The organism is Cupriavidus sp. FW306-01-F10A (assembly GCF_058782785.1).
Window position 1 is genome coordinate 19,459 of sequence record NZ_JBYSYA010000015.1, and the last position, 19,317, is coordinate 38,775.

General features: G+C 65.8%; 15 protein-coding genes. All 15 read left to right on the top strand.

Annotated features, from left to right (window positions below; translation table 11 throughout):
* Positions 1-64 precede the first annotated feature (64 nt).
* Positions 65-568: an ATP synthase subunit I gene (locus AC3WLF_RS20750; protein ID WP_492320120.1), complete on the top strand. Its 504-nt coding sequence runs from the start codon at positions 65-67 to the stop codon at positions 566-568.
* Positions 569-799: 231 nt separating this feature from the next.
* A complete protein-coding gene (gene atpB, locus AC3WLF_RS20755) occupies positions 800-1,666 on the top strand; it encodes a F0F1 ATP synthase subunit A (RefSeq protein ID WP_492320119.1) in 867 nt (288 codons plus the stop codon).
* Between the two features lie 61 nt (positions 1,667-1,727).
* A complete protein-coding gene (gene atpE, locus AC3WLF_RS20760; protein ID WP_010811268.1) occupies positions 1,728-1,994 on the top strand; it encodes a F0F1 ATP synthase subunit C in 267 nt (88 codons plus the stop codon).
* A gap of 99 nt (positions 1,995-2,093) precedes the next feature.
* A complete protein-coding gene (locus tag AC3WLF_RS20765) occupies positions 2,094-2,564 on the top strand; it encodes a F0F1 ATP synthase subunit B (RefSeq protein ID WP_010811267.1) in 471 nt (156 codons plus the stop codon).
* A 2-nt stretch (positions 2,565-2,566) separates the two neighbouring features.
* Entirely contained in the window at positions 2,567-3,109 is a 543-nt protein-coding gene (locus AC3WLF_RS20770; protein WP_492320118.1) for a F0F1 ATP synthase subunit delta, read from the top strand.
* Positions 3,110-3,148: 39 nt separating this feature from the next.
* Positions 3,149-4,690 carry a F0F1 ATP synthase subunit alpha gene (gene atpA / locus AC3WLF_RS20775; RefSeq protein ID WP_010811265.1) on the top strand — a complete coding sequence of 514 codons (1,542 nt, stop codon included), beginning with the start codon at positions 3,149-3,151 and terminating at the stop codon, positions 4,688-4,690.
* 74 nt (positions 4,691-4,764) lie between these two features.
* Entirely contained in the window at positions 4,765-5,640 is an 876-nt protein-coding gene (atpG, locus tag AC3WLF_RS20780; protein WP_010811264.1) for a F0F1 ATP synthase subunit gamma, read from the top strand.
* Between the two features lie 33 nt (positions 5,641-5,673).
* Positions 5,674-7,077 (top strand): F0F1 ATP synthase subunit beta, encoded by a 1,404-nt coding sequence (gene atpD, locus AC3WLF_RS20785; protein ID WP_010811263.1) that lies wholly within the window; start codon positions 5,674-5,676, stop codon positions 7,075-7,077.
* A gap of 95 nt (positions 7,078-7,172) precedes the next feature.
* Positions 7,173-7,589, top strand: coding sequence for a F0F1 ATP synthase subunit epsilon (locus AC3WLF_RS20790; RefSeq protein ID WP_010811262.1), 417 nt, complete (start codon positions 7,173-7,175; stop codon positions 7,587-7,589).
* Between the two features lie 699 nt (positions 7,590-8,288).
* Positions 8,289-8,729, top strand: coding sequence for a CoA-binding protein (locus tag AC3WLF_RS20795; protein ID WP_492352485.1), 441 nt, complete (start codon positions 8,289-8,291; stop codon positions 8,727-8,729).
* A gap of 50 nt (positions 8,730-8,779) precedes the next feature.
* Positions 8,780-9,730: an alpha/beta hydrolase gene (locus AC3WLF_RS20800; protein ID WP_492352486.1), complete on the top strand. Its 951-nt coding sequence runs from the start codon at positions 8,780-8,782 to the stop codon at positions 9,728-9,730.
* Between the two features lie 52 nt (positions 9,731-9,782).
* Positions 9,783-10,874 (top strand): uroporphyrinogen decarboxylase, encoded by a 1,092-nt coding sequence (gene hemE / locus AC3WLF_RS20805; RefSeq protein ID WP_492320115.1) that lies wholly within the window; start codon positions 9,783-9,785, stop codon positions 10,872-10,874.
* A 524-nt stretch (positions 10,875-11,398) separates the two neighbouring features.
* Complete coding sequence (locus AC3WLF_RS20810; protein ID WP_492358761.1) at positions 11,399-13,720, top strand: primosomal protein N'; 2,322 nt, start codon at positions 11,399-11,401, stop codon at positions 13,718-13,720.
* Between the two features lie 194 nt (positions 13,721-13,914).
* Positions 13,915-17,880 (top strand): trifunctional transcriptional regulator/proline dehydrogenase/L-glutamate gamma-semialdehyde dehydrogenase, encoded by a 3,966-nt coding sequence (gene putA / locus AC3WLF_RS20815; protein ID WP_492358762.1) that lies wholly within the window; start codon positions 13,915-13,917, stop codon positions 17,878-17,880.
* Positions 17,881-18,035: 155 nt separating this feature from the next.
* Positions 18,036-19,187: a branched-chain amino acid ABC transporter substrate-binding protein gene (locus AC3WLF_RS20820; protein ID WP_010812179.1), complete on the top strand. Its 1,152-nt coding sequence runs from the start codon at positions 18,036-18,038 to the stop codon at positions 19,185-19,187.
* The last annotated feature ends 130 nt before the right edge of the window (positions 19,188-19,317 follow it).

Consider the following 19,317-nt stretch of genomic DNA (forward strand, 5'->3'; position numbering starts at 1 on the left):
AAAATCGTGCGGTTTGAATTCTGGTCGGGCCGAAAAGTTCCGGCCTGGAATAAGGCGAGCAGTAGTGGTTCAAGACCGTCAGCAGCGAGGCGCCGGGTCCCGTCAGGAAGATGACTGGGACGACTGGAAAGAAGGCGCAGACCGTGAGGAAGAGGCTGTCGATCCGCTGTCGCACGCCGAGGCGGTGACGCTGTTTGGTGAGCGCGCGTTGCGCCCTTCGCGCATGACCCCGGGCAAGGTTGTCCTGGCGCAGGTGATGGTCACCCTGCTGTCGGCGCTGTGCTGGGCGCTGTTCGCGAACGAGGCCGGCCCGTATGGCTGGTCGGCGCTGTTCGGCGGCATGGTGTGCTTCGTGCCGAGCGGGTTCTTCGCGTTCCGCCTGTGGCTGGCGCGCGACCGGGCTTCGGTCGGCGGACTGGTCCTGGGCGAGGCGATCAAGGTCTTTGGCACGGCAGCTCTGCTGGTGCTGGTGGTGGTGCTGTACCGGGATCTGCGTTGGGTGCCGATGCTGGTCACGTTCCTGCTGGCGCTAAAGACATATTTGGTGGTGGCTCTGGTGATCCGCTAGGCCAGCCGCTCGAAGACGGTGCTTCATCCGGAAGTGGGGCACCAAGACGGAATATCAAGATTTGCCGTGCCGGTTTCACAGTGGTGACACCGGACACGGCCAAGGTTGGACCCCGCTTGCATTGCGGTGACCGGCGAATCTGCCGAAGGCAATGCAAGTTGCGTACCGGGCGTTGGCCAGACAGTGGCGGCGCGCGGCCCGAAGATTTCGCAATATACCGTTCGTATCGACATGTCTGATGCTACCCAAGGCGCCGAACACGCGCTGACACCCTCCGGCTATATCGCCGAACACTTGCAGAACTTGAACTCGGTCGGCGGCAAGCAAGCGTCGGTGGTCGATTTCTCCGTGCTCAACTACGACACGGTGTTCTGGTCCGTGCTGTGCGGCGCCATCGCCGTGCTGTTCCTGTACGCTGCCGCGCGCCGCGTCACCGCCGGCGTGCCGGGCCGCTTCCAGGCCTTCGTCGAGATGATCGTCGAGATGGTCGACGACCAGGCCAAGGGCATCATCCACGGCGACCGTTCGTGGATCGCGCCGCTGGCGCTGATGGTGTTCTGCTGGATCACCATGATGAACGCGATCGACCTGATCCCGGTGGACTGGGTCAATGGCCTGAATCAAGTCCTCGGCATCTTCCACCTGCACATCCCCCACCACCGCGCAGTGGCCACGGCCGACCTGAACGGCACGCTGGGCATGTCGTGCTCGGTGCTGGTGCTGATGATCTACTACAGCTTCAAGATCAAGGGCACCGGCGGCTTCATGCACGAACTGTTCTCGGCCCCGTTCGGCGCCAAGTGGTACCTGGCCCCGTTCAACCTGGTCCTGAACCTGATCGAATTCCTGGCCAAGGCCGTTTCGCTCGGCATGCGATTGTTCGGCAACATGTACGCCGGCGAACTCGTGTTCCTGCTGATCGCGCTGCTGGGTTCGATCTGGACGTTCGGCGCCGACCTGTCCGCACTGGGCTTTGTCGGCCACGTGCTGGCGGGCGCGGTATGGGCGATCTTCCACATCCTGATCGTCCTGCTCCAGGCCTTCATCTTCATGATGCTGACGCTGGTGTACATCGGCCAGGCTCACGATCACCACTGATTTTCGGTTTTTGGTTTTTTGGTTTTTTGGTTCTAAGTCTCTCTAAATTAAAGGAGTCGTCATGCAAGAATTTCTCGCCAACATCCAGGGTCTGACCGCCATCGGTATCGGCATCATCATCGGCCTGGGCGCTATCGGCGCCTGCCTGGGTATCGCCCTGATGGGTGGCAAGTACATCGAAGCCTGCGCACGTCAGCCCGAGCTGATGAACCCGCTGCAAACCAAGATGTTCCTGCTGGCTGGCCTGATCGACGCGGCATTCCTGATCGGCGTGGGCGTTGCAATGCTGTTCGCCTTCGCCAACCCGCTGCTGGCTGTCATCAAGTAATTCTTTTCGGTCTGCATGATGCTGACGGGCGGCGCGGGCCACCAGCCTGGCCGCCTTTTGTGCATTTATCTGTAGTTTGATTACCGAAAGGAACACACCATGAATCTGAACGCAACGTTTTTTGCGCAGATGGTCGTGTTCTTCATCCTGTGGTGGGTTGTTGCCAAATTCATTTGGCCGCCGCTGGTGAAGGCGCTCGACGAACGCGCAAAGAAGATCGCCGATGGCCTCGCCGCTGCCGAGAAGGGCAAGGCCGAGCTCGAACTCGCCAACAAGCGTGTGGACCAGGCTATGGCCGAAGCCCGCACCGAGGGTGCACAACGCGTCGCTGACGCCGAGAAGCGCGCCCAGCTGACGGCAGACGAGATCAAGCAAAACGCCCAGGCAGAAGCCGCACGCATCATTGCCCAGGCCAAGGCCGAAGCAGAACAGCAGGTTACCCGCGCACGCGAAGCACTGCGTGACCAGGTTGCCGTGCTGGCCGTCAAGGGTGCCGAGCAGATCCTCAAGCGTGAAGTGAACGCGCAGGTCCACACCGACCTGCTCAATCAACTCAAGGCTGAGCTCTAATCATGGCTGAAACCGCAACCATTGCCCGTCCCTACGCTGAGGCGCTGTTCCGCGTCGCCAGTGAATCGAGCGCAGGCAACCTGGGTGCATGGTCCGAGCTGGTGTTGGAGATGGGGCAGGTTGCTGCCAATCCCGACATGAAGGCGGTAGCCGGCGATCCGAACGTTCCCGGCGACAAGCTGGCCGAACTGTTCCTGTCGGTGCTGAAGTCCCCGCTGAATGACGAGGCTCGCCGCTTCGTCAAGCTGCTGGTGGATAACGGCCGCCTGACGGTGATGCCGGAAATCGCCGAGCAGTTCCATGTGCTCAAGAACGCCCGCGAAGGGTCGTCGGATGTCGAGATCACCAGCGCATTCCCGCTGGAAGGTTCGCAGTTGAACGACCTGGTCGCTGCACTCGAACGCAAGTTCGGCCGCAAGCTGTACGCGCAGGTGGCGGTGGACCCGTCCCTGATCGGCGGCGTGAGCGTCAAGGTCGGCGACGAAGTGCTCGACACCTCCGTGCGTTCGCGCCTGGCTGCCATGCAAGCCACGCTGACCGCCTGACCGCACCGGCCGACGGATTGAAGAATTAGGAGCATTGTGATGCAACTGAACCCCTCAGAAATCAGCGAGCTGATCAAGTCCCGCATCTCGGGCCTTGGCGCTGAAGCTGAAGTGCGCAATACCGGCACGGTGATCTCCGTGACCGATGGCATCTGCCGCGTGCATGGCCTGTCCGGCGTGATGCAGGGCGAGATGCTGGAATTTCCCGGCAACACCTTCGGCCTCGCGCTGAACCTCGAGCGCGACTCGGTCGGCGCCGTGGTGCTGGGTGAGTACGAACATATTTCCGAAGGCGACACGGTGAAGTGCACCGGCCGCATTCTGGAAGTGCCGGTGGGCAAGGAACTGCTGGGCCGCGTGGTCAACACGCTGGGCCAGCCGATCGACGGCAAAGGCCCGATCAACGCCAAGGAAACGGACGTGATCGAGAAGGTCGCCCCGGGCGTGATCGCGCGTCAGTCGGTGAGCCAGCCGGTGCAGACCGGCCTGAAGTCGATCGACGCGATGGTGCCGATCGGCCGTGGCCAGCGTGAGCTGATCATTGGCGACCGCCAGACCGGCAAGACCGCTGTCGCTGTCGACGCCATCATCAACCAGAAGGGCAAGGGCGTCTTCTGCGTGTACGTGGCAGTCGGCCAGAAGGCTTCGACGATCGCCAACGTGGTGCGCAAGCTGGAAGAGCACGGCGCGATGGAATACACCGTCGTCGTGGCCGCCGCCGCTTCGGACTCGGCCGCCATGCAGTACCTGGCACCGTACGCCGGCTGCACCATGGGCGAGTACTTCCGCGACCGCGGCGAAGACGCGCTGATCGTCTATGACGACCTGACCAAGCAAGCCTGGGCCTACCGCCAGGTGTCGCTGCTGCTGCGCCGCCCGCCGGGCCGCGAAGCCTACCCGGGCGACGTGTTCTACCTGCACTCGCGCCTGCTGGAGCGTGCTGCCCGCGTGAACGCCGACTACGTCGAGAAGTTCACCAACGGCGCCGTCAAGGGCAAGACCGGTTCGCTGACCGCGCTGCCGGTGATCGAAACGCAGGCCGGCGACGTGTCCGCGTTCGTGCCGACCAACGTGATCTCGATCACGGACGGCCAGATCTTCCTGGAAACCGACCTGTTCAACGCTGGTATCCGCCCCGCTATCAATGCCGGTATCTCGGTGTCGCGTGTCGGTGGTGCAGCCCAGACCAAGGTGGTGAAGAACCTGTCCGGCGGTATCCGTACCGACCTGGCCCAGTATCGTGAGCTGGCTGCGTTCGCGCAGTTCGCCTCGGACCTGGACGATGCCACCCGCAAGCAGCTCGAGCGCGGCCGCCGCGTGACCGAACTGCTCAAGCAGCCGCAATACCAGCCGCTGCAAGTGTGGCAGCTGGCCGCGTCGCTGTTCGCCGCCAACAACGGCTTCCTCGACAACGTGGAAGTGAAGGACATTCTGCCGTTCGAGAAGGGCCTGCACGACCATCTGAAGACCAAGTACGCAGATCTCATCAACCGCATCGAAGAGACCAAGCAGCTCTCGAAGGAAGATGAAGCCGCCCTGCGTGCCGCTGTCGAGGATTTCAAGAAGTCCGCCGCGTTCTAACCGCGTGATTCCACGACACCGCCGCCGCGCCTGGCTCACGCCGGCGCGGCGCTGGTTCGGATGGAGAGGAAGATATGGCCGGAACGAAAGAGATTCGAACCAAGATCAAGAGCGTGCAGAACACGCGCAAGATCACCAAGGCGATGGAGATGGTCGCCGCGTCCAAGATGCGCAAGGCGCAGGAGCGGATGCGCAGTGCCCGTCCCTACGCCGAGAAGGTGCGCAACATTGCCGCGCACCTGGCTACGGCCAACCCCGAGTTCAAGCACCCGTTCATGCAGGAACGCGAAGTCAAGCGCGTCGGCATGATCGTGGTCACGACCGACAAGGGGCTGTGCGGCGGCCTGAACACGAACGTGTTGCGTGCCGTCACCAATGAACTGAAGACCCTGCAGGGCCGCGGCGTGGACGTGCAAGCCACCGCCATCGGCACCAAGGGCATGCAGTTCCTGGGCCGCGTCGGTGCCAAGGTGATCTCGCACGTGGTGCACCTCGGTGACACCCCGCATCTGGAAAAGCTGATCGGCGCGATCAAGGTCCAGCTCGATGCCTTCACCAATGGTGAGGTCGACGCGGTGTACCTGGCGTACACCAAGTTCATCAATACGATGAAGCAGGAACCGATGGTCGAGCAGCTGCTGCCGCTCGCCGCCGACAAGCTGGTTCAGACCGAAGAAGAGAAGCGCGCCTACTCGTGGGATTACATCTACGAGCCCGACGCCCAGACCGTAGTGGAAGAGCTGCTCGTCCGCTACGTCGAGGCGCTGGTGTACCAGGCCGTGGCCGAGAACATGGCGTCCGAGCAATCGGCGCGCATGGTGGCCATGAAGGCTGCGTCCGACAACGCCAAGAACGTGATCGGCGAACTGCAACTGGTCTACAACAAGACCCGTCAGGCCGCGATTACCAAGGAACTGTCGGAAATCGTCAGCGGCGCAGCTGCGGTCTAAGGCGTCACGAATTCAAGCTATCGGAGATACGAAATGAGTATCGGAAATATTGTGCAGTGTATTGGCGCCGTGGTGGACATCGAGTTCCCCCGTGACGCAATGCCGAAGGTGTACGACGCGCTCGTGCTGGAAGACTCCGGCGACGCCTCGTTCGCCGAAAAGGGCCTGACCTTCGAAGTCCAGCAACAGCTCGGTGACGGCGTGGTGCGTACCATCGCCCTGGGCTCGTCGGACGGTCTGCGCCGCGGTATGGAAGTGAAGAGCACCGGCGCCCCGATTTCGGTGCCGGTCGGTCACGGCACGCTGGGCCGCATCATGGACGTGCTGGGTCGCCCGATCGACGAAGCCGGCCCGATCGCTTCGGACGAGCTGCGCGCGATTCACCAGAAGGCCCCGAAGTTCGACGAACTGTCGCCGTCGGTTGACCTGCTGGAAACCGGCATCAAGGTGATTGACCTGGTCTGCCCGTTCGCAAAGGGCGGCAAGGTGGGCCTGTTCGGTGGCGCCGGCGTGGGCAAGACCGTCAACATGATGGAGCTCATCAACAACATCGCCAAGCAGCACAGCGGTCTGTCGGTGTTCGCCGGCGTGGGCGAGCGTACCCGTGAAGGGAACGACTTCTACCACGAAATGAAGGACTCGAACGTGCTCGACAAGGTGGCCATGGTGTTCGGCCAGATGAACGAGCCGCCGGGCAACCGTCTGCGCGTGGCGCTGACCGGCCTGACCATGGCCGAGCGCTTCCGTGACGAAGGCCGTGACATCCTGTTCTTCGTGGACAACATCTACCGCTACACGCTGGCCGGTACCGAAGTGTCCGCACTGCTGGGCCGTATGCCTTCGGCCGTTGGCTACCAGCCGACGCTGGCTGAAGAAATGGGCAAGCTGCAGGAACGTATCACGTCGACCAAGACCGGCTCGATCACGTCGATCCAGGCCGTGTACGTGCCTGCGGATGACTTGACCGACCCGTCGCCGGCAACCACCTTCCTGCACCTGGACTCGACCGTGGTGCTGTCGCGTGACATCGCTGCGCTGGGTATCTACCCGGCAGTGGATCCGCTGGATTCGACCTCGCGCCAGCTGGACCCGCAGGTCGTCGGCACGGAACACTACGAAGTGGCCCGCCGTGTTCAGCAGACCCTGCAGCGCTACAAGGAACTGCGCGACATCATCGCGATTCTGGGCATGGACGAACTGTCGCCGGAAGACAAGCTGGCCGTGAACCGCGCCCGTAAGATCCAGCGTTTCCTGTCGCAGCCGTTCCACGTGGCGGAAGTGTTCACGGGTTCGCCGGGCAAGTACGTGCCGCTGAAGGAAACCATCCGCGGCTTCAAGATGCTGGTGGACGGCGAGTGCGATCACCTGCCCGAGCAGGCGTTCTACATGGTCGGCTCGATCGACGAAGCCTTCGAAAAGGCCAAGAAGCTCCAGTAAGCCTTGCTCGTCACTCCCGCCTGGCGGTGGGAGTGATGGCCGGCCGCCTTGCGCGTCCGGCCGTCTGAGCGAAGCGATTGGAGAAAGGATCTGATATGGCAACCATTCTTGTAGACGTCGTCAGCGCGGAAGCGTCGATCTTCTCCGGCCAGGCGAAGTTCGTTGCGCTGCCGGGCGAGTCGGGTGAGCTGGGCATTCTGCCGGGCCACACGCCGCTGATCACGCGCATCCAGCCGGGTGCGGTGCGGATCGAGAAGGAAGACGGCAGCGAAGAGTTCGTGTTCGTTGCCGGCGGCATTCTCGAAGTCCAGCCCAAGCACGTCACGGTGCTGGCCGACACCGCTATCCGCGGTGGCGACCTGGACGAAGCCAAGGCGCAGGAAGCCAAGCGTGCTGCCGAAGAGCTGATGCAGAACCAGAGCAGCGATCTGGATCTGGCACGCGCTCAGAGCGAGCTCGCCGTGGCGGCTGCCCAACTGGCTGCCATCGCCCGCCTGCGTCGTAAGAAGTAAGCAATTAGTGGCTTGTCGCGCTGTTGTTTTTCTGGCGCGACAATGAAAAAAGGCAGCCATGCGGCTGCCTTTTTTTTGGCGTGGCGATATGCTTTTATCCCGCCTGGACAAAAAAAAGCGCGCGGGCCGGGGAGGCTCCGCGCGGACGGGAAAATCCCTTCGAGGGGTCAATTCGAAGGAACGGGTTCGGTCCAGGTCGACAATCAAGGCGCAACGGATATCCAATATCCGACCAGAGGCCGCAAAGGCCACGCGCTGCAAAGGTCTGCCTGGTGCTCCGGTCCAGCGGCGATCTGCTGGATCGGAAAATCGGGTTACTGCCAGAAACGCTTTAAAAAGGCTTTCTTCACCACACCCCTTTAAGTCTGCACAGCCTTATTTACCGGGGCGCCACACGCCGGACACCGGGTGTGTCAATGTATTGTGGGGGAAACTCCCCGGCATGGCAGTAACAAAATGTATCGTTTTGCAAGAAGTTGAAAGCTTGACGCATCAGGATCTGGCGTGTTCGGCATATTTTCACGCGTTCACGTCACGTTAGCCGATAAAACATGCCGTTGTCTTATCTTTAACGCCACGATTTCCGTGTTCGTTCCCCCACCAATCTCTGCGTGACAATTCCGGTTACGATTCAGGACGCCTGTGGCCTTCGCGTTGCGTTTTTGCATGTCCGCGGGCCCTTGTCCACCCGGAGATGCAATGCGTCCTGAAATGCAGCAAGCCATACAAGCCATGCTGGCGAGGAAGACCGTGGCCGTGGTCGGCCTGTCCGACCGCCCGGAGCGTCCAAGCCATGAGGTTGCGGAATTCCTGCAGGACCACGGCTTCCGGATCGTGCCGGTCAATCCGCGCCACGCCGGCGAGCGCATTCTGGGCGAGACCTGCCACGCCACGCTGCGCGAAGCCGCCGACGCGGCCACGGCGGCAGGCAGCCCCATCGCGTGGGTCGACATCTTCCGCCGTGCCGAGGAAACGCCGGGCGTGGTCGATGAGGCCATCGCCATTGGCGCGCAGGGGGTCTGGCTGCAGTTGGGCATCGTCAACGACCAGGCCGTGCGCCGTGCTTCTGATGCCGGCCTGCTGGCGGTGCAGGATTGCTGCAGCAAGGTCGAGCTGACGCGCCAGCTCGGGCTGGACTGATTCCCGTCAGGCGCCGCTTCTACTTTTCGCTTTCCCTTCAGCCGCCAATCATGGCCATCGATCCGCAACTGCTTGCCTATTACCGCCGCCTGGCGGGGCGCTACGCCAATGCGCCCGCGCCGGCCGACATTCCCGCGCAGCGGGCCCGTTTTGCCGAGATCGCGGCGGCGTCGCTGTTGCCGGATCCGCCAGGCATCACAGTGCAGGACCTGGAGCTTGCACTCCCCGGCCGCTCGCTGGACGCCAGGCTGTTCCGCCCGGCCGGCGAGACCGCGCCGCGGCTGGTGGTCTACTTCCACGGTGGCGGCTGGGTGATTGGCTCGCCGCAGACGCACCATACGGTTGCAGCGTTGCTCGCGGCCGACACGGGCTGCGCGGTGGCCAGCGTCGACTACCGCCTCGCTCCCGAGCACGCGTTCCCGGCTCCCTGCGACGATGCTGCCGAGGCGGTGCAGTGGTTCGCCGGGCAACGCCAGGCACTCGGGCTGGCGACCGATTTCCTGGCCGTGGCGGGCGACAGCGCCGGCGGCCACCTGGCGGCGCAGGCAGCGCAGCAGCTCAACGGCGGCGGCGCGGTGCAGGTCGATGCGCAGCTGCTGGTCTATCCGGTGACGGCACCAGTGCTCAGCACCGAAAGCTACCGCGCCTTTGCCGACGGTCCCGGCCTGACGCGTGATGAGATGGCCTGGTTCTGGACCCAGTTCATCGGCGCCGAGGCCCTGGCGCAGGGCGCCGCCCACCCCGACCCCCGCGTGCACCTGATGGCCGCGCCGCCGGTGCGCCCGCCCGCCACCGTGCTGATGGTGGCCGCGCACGACGTGCTGCGCGACGACGGCCTGGCCTATGCCGACTTCCTGGTGCGCCACGACGCCCCGGTGGTCACCATCGAGGCCAGTGGCATGACCCACGGCTTCGCACGGTTGCAGCCCGATGCCGAACGCGCGCGCGAATGGATGCGGCGTGCCGCAGCGGCCTTCGCCGGGATGATCGACGACGTCTGAGCGGCATCCAGCCGCAGCCATCCCTTAGAATGGCGGTCTTACGAGGATGACCATGACCGCACTGCAGAACGATACCTTCCTGCGCGCGCTGCGCCGCCAGCCGACCGACTACACGCCGCTGTGGCTGATGCGCCAGGCGGGCCGCTACCTGCCCGAGTACAACGCCACGCGCGCCCGCGCCGGCAGCTTCCTCGGGCTGGCCAAGAACCCGGCCTACGCCACGGAAGTGACACTGCAGCCGCTGGACCGCTATCCGCTGGACGCGGCGATTCTCTTTTCCGACATCCTGACCGTGCCCGACGCGATGGGCCTGGGCCTGTCGTTCGCGCAGGGCGAGGGCCCGCGCTTTGCCCATCCGCTGCGCACCGAAGCCGACGTGCAGAAACTGGCCGTGCCGGACATGGCGTCGCTGCAGTATGTCTTTGACGCGGTAAGCGAGATCCGCCGCGCACTGGTCCAGGACGGCCGCCAGCGCGTGCCGCTGATCGGCTTCTCCGGCAGCCCCTGGACGCTGGCCTGCTACATGGTCGAAGGCGGCGGCTCGGACGACTTCCGCACGGTCAAGGCGATGATGTACGGCCGCCCGGACCTGATGCACCGCATTCTCGAGATCAACGCCCAGGCGGTGACGGCATACCTGAATGCCCAGATCGAAGCCGGCGCGCAGGCCGTGATGATTTTCGACACCTGGGGCGGGGCGCTTGCCGACGGCATGTACCAGGCATTCTCGCTGGCCTATATGCGCCGCGTGCTGGCCGGCCTGAAGCGCGAGCACGATGGCCAGCAGGTGCCCGCGATCGTCTTTACCAAGGGCGGCGGCCTGTGGCTCGAGGCGCTGGCTGACACCGGCGCCGACGCGATCGGGCTGGACTGGACCGTCAACCTGGCCGAAGCGCGCCGTCGCACCGGCGGGCGCGTGGCGCTGCAGGGCAATATCGACCCGACCGTGCTGTTCGCCCCTGAGGCCGCGATCCGCGAGCAGGTGCGCGGCGTGCTGGACAGCTATGCCGCCGCCGGGGGCAGTGATGGCCACGTGTTCAACCTGGGCCACGGCATCTCGCAGTTCACGCCGCCGGAGAACGTCTCGGTGCTGGTGGAGGAAGTGCATCGCCACAGCCGCAAGCTGCGCGCCGAGCAGAAGTGACGATGACAGTATGCGGCCGGTCTGGCTGCTGCTGCGGTGCCCTGCGCTGCAGCGCACCGGCGCGCCGCCGTACCCAGTGCTGCGGGAGCCGCGCCGCCGGACCCTGTCAAGTTAACTTTTTCGCCAGCATTCGCCAAAAAGGTGCTCGGACTTGACTGGCGGTACTTGACTTATGCACACCGATAGGTTTGCCGCAGTGCGGGACAGGGTTATTCCCTAACCTATCCGGGGGATGTTTGCAAGCCCTTGATTTTTAAGGATTTGGAAGAATTGCAAAGGAAGGCCCGATGCCGGTGGATCCCTTGTTTCGCGGGGCTTCCCGGCCAGCCAGTGCGACTTTTCAACAAAGTTATCCACAGGGGCGGTGGAATTAGTGGAAAACCAGTCATCTATCATCGACTTAGGGCCACATTTGAAGTTTTACTTTAAGTTGATGTTGCGCCGCACACTAGATTTCCACTCTTATTGCGCCAGGCGCCCGTTGCACAAAGGTTGCGCAAAGGCGGTGCACCAGGAAGGGCCGCATGGCGCCAGCTAGCGGCGCGCTTCCGCTGGTCGGGGGCAGCACGGCGATGGGCGCCGTGATGCCGTCAGCCGCCGCGCAGCCAGTCATAAGGGTCGCGCTGGACACCCCCGCCGACGACTGCTTCGACTATCTCGCCAGGCCAGAGGTCGCCCCGGGTGACCTGGTGGTGGTGCCGTTCGGCCGCCGCAGCATGGTCGGCGTGGCGGTGGCGTACGCCGACAGCTCCGATGTGCCCGCCGACCGGCTGCGCCCGGTGGCGCAGCGCCTGGACTGGCTGCCGCCGCTGCAGCCCGACTGGATCGGGTTGGCCGCCTTTGCCGCGCGCTACTACCAGCGCCGCCTGGGCGAAGTGATGCTGCCGGCCTTGCCGCCGGCCTTGCGCGAGCCCGAGGGCTGGCCAGGCCTGGCCCAGCGTGCCCGCACCGACGAATACCGCCTGCTGCCCGGGCATGCAGAGGCCTTGCTGGCTGCCGTGCCGCCACGCGCACGCAGCGTGCGCGCGCTGGTGCAGGCGCTGGCCGAGCGCGCCGCCGCGGCCGAGCCGCTGACGCTGGCCGACGCCCGCGTGCTGTGCGCGGCGGCACCTGCCCGGCTGGCCGAATGGCAGGCCGCCGGCTGGGTCGAGGCCAGCCGCACCGCGCGCCCCCTGCTGCCGACCGACCCCGCACAGCCGCCATCGGCCGCGCCGCCGCTGCACGACGAGCAGCGCGCCGCGGTGCAGGCGATTGCCGAGGCCGAGGGCTTCGCGCCGTTCCTGCTGCACGGGGTGACCGGCAGCGGCAAGACCGAGGTCTACCTGCATGCGATGCAGGCGCTGCTCGAACGCGATCCCCAGGCCCAGGTGCTGATGCTTGTGCCTGAAATCAACCTGACCCCGCAACTGCAGGCCCGCATCGCCGCACGCTTCCCGCACCTGCCGCTGGCGGTGCTGCACAGCGGCCTGGCTGACCAGGAGCGCAGCCTGCAGTGGCTGGCCGCGCACCGCGGCGAGGCCCGCATCGTGCTGGGCACGCGCATGGCGGTGATGGCCTCGCTGCCGGCGCTGGCGCTGATCGTGGTCGACGAGGAACACGACACTTCCTACAAGCAGCAGGAAGGGCTGCGCTACTCCGCGCGCGACCTGGCGGTGTGGCGCGCCAAGCAGCGCGGCATTGCCGTGGTGCTGGGTTCGGCCACGCCGTCGATGGAGACCTGGTGGCGGGCCGGGCAGGGCACTTACCGCAAGCTGGTGCTGCGCGAGCGCGCCCAGGCCGAAGCGACCCTGCCGACGGTGCGCCTGGTCGACCTGAACCACGAGCGCCAGCGCCAGCGCGCGCTGTTCGAAGGCTTGTCGGTGCCGCTGCTGGAAGCCATCGACGCGCGCCTGGCGCGCGGCGAGCAGAGCCTGCTGTTCCTGAACCGCCGCGGCTACGCGCCGGTGGTTGCCTGTGACAGCTGCGGCTGGCTGTCGGGCTGCGCGCGCTGCTCGGCCTACCTGGTGCTGCACCGCCCCGAGCGGCGCCTGCGCTGCCACCACTGTGGCCTGGAGGCGCCGGTGCCGCACCACTGCCCGGACTGCGGCAACGTCGACATCGCGCCGCTGGGGCGCGGCACGCAGCGTATCGAAGAGGCATTGGCGACCCGCTTCCCGCAGGCCCGCATCGCCCGCATCGACGCAGATTCCACGCGCCGCAAGGGCAGCGCGCAGGCCATGTTCGACGAGGTCCATGCCGGTGAAGTCGACATCCTGGTGGGCACGCAGATGGTGGCCAAGGGGCACGACTTCCAGCGCGTGACCCTGGTCGGCATCGTCCATCCGGACGCGGCCATGTTCAGCCACGACTTCCGAGCCGCCGAGCACCTGTTCGCCTCGCTGATGCAGGTCGCCGGCCGGGCAGGGCGGGCCGGCCGGCCCGGCGAGGTGCTGATCCAGACGCGCTACCCGGACACCCCGGCATTGCAGGCGCTGACGCGCCACGACTATGATGGATTCGCGGCCAGCCAGTTGCGCGAGCGGCGCCAGGCCGGGTTGCCCCCGTTCTGCTACCAGGTGCTGGTAACTGCCGACCACGGCCAACTGGAGCGCGCGCTGCGGTTCCTGGAAGTGGCGCGCCGGCATGCTAAAACCTGCGAGCTGGCGGCCGAGGTGCAACTGCACGATCCGGTGCCGATGTCGATGGTGCGCATCTTCAACCGGGAGCGTGCGCAGATGCTGGTTGAGGCCACCTCGCGGCCGGTGCTGCAACGCTTTGTGGCTGAGTGGGTGCAGACTTTCGCAGATGTGGGGACGGAGGCAAAAGGGGTGCACTGGCAGCTTGAGATCGATCCGTTGCGGATCTGAGCCAGCTGGCGTGGCAGTGAAAGGTGCAACCCTGATATTAGGGTTTTCGATAGGGTTGCACTTGGTTGCACCTTGGTGATTTTCGGGAGTAAGATCGCGCCAGCTCACAGGCTGCGGCCGGTCGCGCGCCCGTGCCTGCCGGCATGGACGAGGTAGCACCGGCGGCGGCTCCAGTCTTTCGGAGAAATGCCCGCATGGCCACCACCACTCTCGGCGTCAAGCTCGACGACGCCTCGCGCGACCGCCTCAAGCGCGTTGCCCAATCCATCGACCGCACGCCGCACTGGCTGATCAAGCAGGCTATCTTCACCTACCTCGAGCAGATCGAGCGCGGCCACCTGCCGCACGAGACCGGCGCCGCCGGTAGCGCCGACGCGGATGGCGCCGACGGAGCCGAGCTGGTCCATGGCGATGCGCCGCAGCCATTCCTGGAGTTCGCCCAAAGCATCCAGCCGCAATCGGTGCTGCGTGCTGCCATTACCTCTGCCTATCGCCGCCCGGAAGCCGATTGCGTACCGGTGCTGCTGGAGCAGGCGCGCCTGCCGCAGCAGCAAGGCGAGGCCGCCATCAAGATGGCCAAGACCCTGGCCACGCGGCTGCGCGAGCAGAAGGTCGGCAGCGGCCGCGAGGGCCTGGTGCAGGGCCTGATCCAGGAATTCTCGCTGTCGTCGCAGGAGGGCGTGGCGCTGATGTGCCTGGCCGAGGCCCTGCTGCGCATCCCCGACAAGGCCACCCGCGACGCGCTGATCCGCGACAAGATCAGCGGCGCCAACTGGCAGTCGCACCTGGGCCAGAGCCCGTCGCTGTTCGTCAACGCCGCCACCTGGGGCCTGCTGCTGACCGGCAAGCTGGTCGCCACCCATACTGAATCGGGCCTGACCAAGGCGCTCACGCGCATCATCGGCAAGGGCGGTGAGCCGCTGATCCGCAAAGGCGTGGACATGGCGATGCGCCTGATGGGCGAGCAGTTCGTCACCGGCGAGACCATTTCCGAGGCGCTGGCCAACGCGCGCAAGTACGAGGCCGAAGGCTTCCGCTACTCCTACGACATGCTGGGCGAGGCCGCCATGACCGAGGCCGACGCGCAGCGCTACCTGGCCTCGTACGAGCAGGCCATCCATGCCATCGGCCAGGCCTCGCGCGGGCGCGGCATCTATGAGGGCCCGGGCATCTCGATCAAGCTGTCGGCGCTGCACCCGCGCTACAGCCGCGCGCAGCATGAGCGCGTGGTGGGCGAGCTGTACGAGCGCCTGAAGTCGCTGACGCTGCTGGCACGCCAGTACGACATCGGCATCAATATCGACGCCGAGGAAGCCGACCGCCTGGAGATCTCGCTGGACCTGCTGGAGCGTCTGTGCTTCGAGCCCGAGCTGGCCGGCTGGAACGGCATCGGCTTCGTGGTGCAGGGCTACCAGAAGCGCTGCCCGTTCGTGATCGACTACCTGATCGACCTGGCCCGCCGCAGCCGCCACCGCCTGATGATCCGCCTGGTCAAGGGCGCCTACTGGGACAGCGAGATCAAGCGCGCCCAGGTCGACGGGCTGGAGGGCTACCCGGTCTACACGCGCAAGGTCTACACCGACGTGTCGTACATCGCCTGCGCGCGCAAGCTGCTGTCGGTGCCGGACGCGATCTACCCGCAGTTCGCCACGCACAATGCGCATACGCTGTCGGCCATCTACCAGATCGCCGGCCACAGCTACTATCCCGGCCAGTATGAGTTCCAGTGCCTGCACGGCATGGGCGAGCCGCTGTACGACCAGGTGGTTGGCGCCACCGCGGACGGCAAGTTCAACCGCCCGTGCCGCATCTACGCGCCGGTCGGCACGCATGAAACGCTGCTGGCCTACCTGGTGCGCCGCCTGCTGGAGAACGGCGCCAATACCTCATTCGTGAACCGCATCGCCGACGACACCATCTCGCTGGACGAGCTGGTGGCCGACCCGGTCGCCGTGGTCGAGGCCATGCACCGCGAAGAAGGCGTGCTGGGCCTGCCGCACCCGCGCATCCCGTCGCCGCGCACGCTGTACGGCAAGAGCCGCCCCAATTCGGCCGGCATCGATCTCGCGAACGAGCATCGCCTGGCGTCGCTGTCGTCGGCGCTGCTGGCAGGCACCAGCGAGCGCTTCGTGGCCGAGCCGCTGCTCGGCGCCGAGGTACCGCGCGCAGCCGACGCCATCACCACGCCGGTGCTGAACCCGGCCGACCACCGCGATGTGGTGGGCCATGTCACCGAGGCCGGCCAGGCCGAGGTCGACGCCGCGCTGCAGGCCGCCATCAACGCTGCGCCGATCTGGCAGGCGACGCCGCCGGACGTGCGCGCGGCCGCGCTGGAGCGCGCCGCCGACCTGATGGAAGCCCAGATGCAGTCGCTGATGGGCATCATCATGCGCGAGGCCGGCAAGACTTTCTCCAACGCCATCGCCGAAGTGCGCGAAGCCGTGGACTTCCTGCGCTACTACGCCGCCGAGGTGCGCCGCAGCTTCGACAACGAGACCCACCGCCCGCTGGGCCCGGTGGTCTGCATCAGCCCGTGGAACTTCCCGCTGGCGATCTTCACCGGCCAGGTGGCCGCGGCGCTGGCCGCCGGCAACCCGGTGCTGGCCAAGCCCGCCGAGCAGACCCCGCTGATCGCCGCCGCCGCCGTGCGCCTGCTGCGCGAAGCCGGCGTTCCGGCCGGCGCGGTGCAGCTGCTGCCGGGCCGCGGCGAGACCGTGGGCGCCGCGCTGGTCGGCGATGCCCGCGTCAAGGGTGTGATGTTCACCGGCTCGACCGAAGTCGCGCGCATCCTGCAGCGCAACGTCGCCGGCCGCCTCGACGCCGCCGGCCGCCCGATCCCGCTGATCGCGGAGACCGGCGGACAGAACGCGATGATCGTCGACTCGTCGGCGCTGGCTGAACAGGTGGTGGGCGATGTCCTCAGCTCCGCTTTCGATTCGGCCGGCCAGCGCTGCTCGGCGCTGCGCGTGCTGTGCCTGCAGGAAGACGTCGCCGACCGCGTGCTGGAAATGCTCAAGGGCGCCATGCAGGAACTGAACATGGCCAACCCGGACCGGCTCTCGACCGACGTCGGCCCGGTGATCGACGACGAAGCGCGCGGCAATATCGTGCGCCATGTCGATGCCATGCGCGCCAAGGGCCGCCGTGTCCACCAGGCCGACCCCAACGCCGCGCAGGGCGCCAGCTGCCGCAACGGCACCTTCGTGCCGCCGACGCTGATCGAACTGGACAGCATCGAGGAACTCAAGCGCGAGGTGTTCGGCCCGGTGCTGCACGTGGTGCGCTTCCCGCGCGCGGCGCTGGACACCATGGTCAGCCAGATCAACGCCACCGGCTATGGCCTGACGCTGGGCATCCATACCCGCATCGACGAGACCATCTCGCACATTGTCAGCCGTGCCCATGTGGGCAACCTGTATGTCAACCGCAATATCGTCGGCGCCGTGGTGGGCGTGCAGCCCTTTGGCGGCGAAGGCCTGTCGGGCACCGGCCCGAAGGCGGGCGGCCCGCTGTACCTGCACCGCCTGCTGTCGGTCGGCCCGCAGGATGCGGTGGTACGCAGCGTGCGCGCATCGGAAGCAGGCGGCGGCGCCGAGGCGGCCACGCTGCGCGACGAGGCCGCAGCGGCCTTCCAGGCCTGGGCCAGTGCCGAGCTGCCGGCGGCAGCCGCCGCCTGCGAGCGCCTGGCCGAGGCCTCGCCCTCGGGCCTGACCGTGACGCTGCCCGGCCCCACCGGCGAGCGCAACACTTACACCCTGCTGCCGCGCGAGCACGTGCTGTGCCTGGCCACGCAGGAGGCCGACCTGGCGCTGCAGCTGGGCGCCGTGCTGACCGTCGGCGCAGACGCCGTATGGCCGGAAAACCCTGTCAGCCGGGGGCTGTTTGCGCGCCTGCCTAAGGGCGTACAATCGCGCGTCCGCATGGTGGCCGACTGGACCGCGGCGGACATCGCTATCGATGCGGTGCTGCACCACGGAGATTCCGACCAGCTGCGCACGGTGTGCGAGCAGGTGGCGGTGCGCCCCGGTCCGATCATCGGCGTGCAGGGCCTGGCGCAAGGTGAACCGAATATCGCGCTCGACCGTCTGTTGATCGAGCGCTCGCTTTCGGTCAACACCGCAGCCGCGGGCGGCAATGCCAGTTTGATGACGATCGGCTGAGGCAACCCTCGGACCTCGTCATGTCGAAGCACGCAGCGGTGGCGGCGATCCCGCCCCGTTGCGTATTGAAGCAAGGTGCGGCACTGCCAGGCTGCACCGCTATAACTGCCGGCAACGGCACCACATCGGCACCATTTGGGACCCAAGGAGATCTGATGAGCTCGACATTCCACAAGACGGCAATGACCGTTGCCCTGACCCTGGCTGGCCTGACCGCCGCCTCCGCCGCGTTCGCGCAGGCCCAGGAAATCAAGCTGGGCTTTGCCGGCCCGATGACCGGCGGCCAGGCGCAGTACGGCAAGGACATGCAGAACGGCATCGTCCTCGCGATCGAGGACATGAACGCCACCAAGCCCAAGATCGGCGGCAAGGAAGTCAAGTTCGTGCTGGTCTCCGAAGACGACCAGGCCGATCCGAAGACTGGCTCGGTGGTGGCACAGAAGCTGGTGGATAACGGCATCCAGGGCATGCTTGGCCACTTCAACTCGGGCACCACCATCCCGGCGTCGATGGTCTACAACCGCGCCGGCATTCCGCAGATCGCCATGGCGACCGCGCCGGAATACACCAAGCAAGGCTTCAAGACCACCTTCCGCATGATGACCTCCGACACCCAGCAGGGTTCGGTGATCGGCGCCTTCGTGGTGAAGAAGCTGGGCGCGAAGAACATCGCCATCGTCGATGACCGCACCGCCTACGGCCAGGGCCTGGCCGACGAGTTCGAGAAGGCCGCCAAGGCTGCCGGCGGCAAGATCGTGCGCCGCGAGTTCACCAACGACAAGGCGGTGGACTTCAAGGCCGTGCTGACCAACATCAAGCGCAGCAACCCGGACATCATCTTCTACGGCGGCGCCGAGACCCAGTCCGCGCCGATGGCCAAGCAGGTCAAGGAACTTGGCATGAAGGCCCCGCTGGTGTCGGGCGAAATGTCCAAGACCGACAACTTCCTGAAGCTCGCCGGCCCGGCCGCCGAAGGCACCGTGGTGTCGCTGGCCGGCCTGCCGCTGGACCAGATGCCTGGCGGCTCCACGTATGAGAAGAAGTACGAGAAGCGCTTTGGCTCGAAGGTGCAGACCTACTCGCCGTACGCCTACGATGGCGCCACCGCGATGATGTCGGCCATGGTCAAGGCCGGCTCGACCGACCCGGCGCGCTACCTGCCGGTGCTGGCTGCTACCAATATGCAGGGCGTGACCACCAAGACGCTGGCGTATGACGCGCGCGGCGACCTGAAGGATGGTGGTATCACTGTCTATAAGGTGGTTGGCGGCAAGTGGACGGTGCTGGAGACGGTTGGCGGGAAGTAAGCTGCTGGCTGGTTTTGGCTATGGGAGAACGCTGCCTTTGGGTGGCGTTTTTTCTTTTGGGCGCTTGGCGGCAAGCCTCCCAGACAATTCCGTATCTCCCCCATTGGCGCATAATCCCGCACTCGCACAT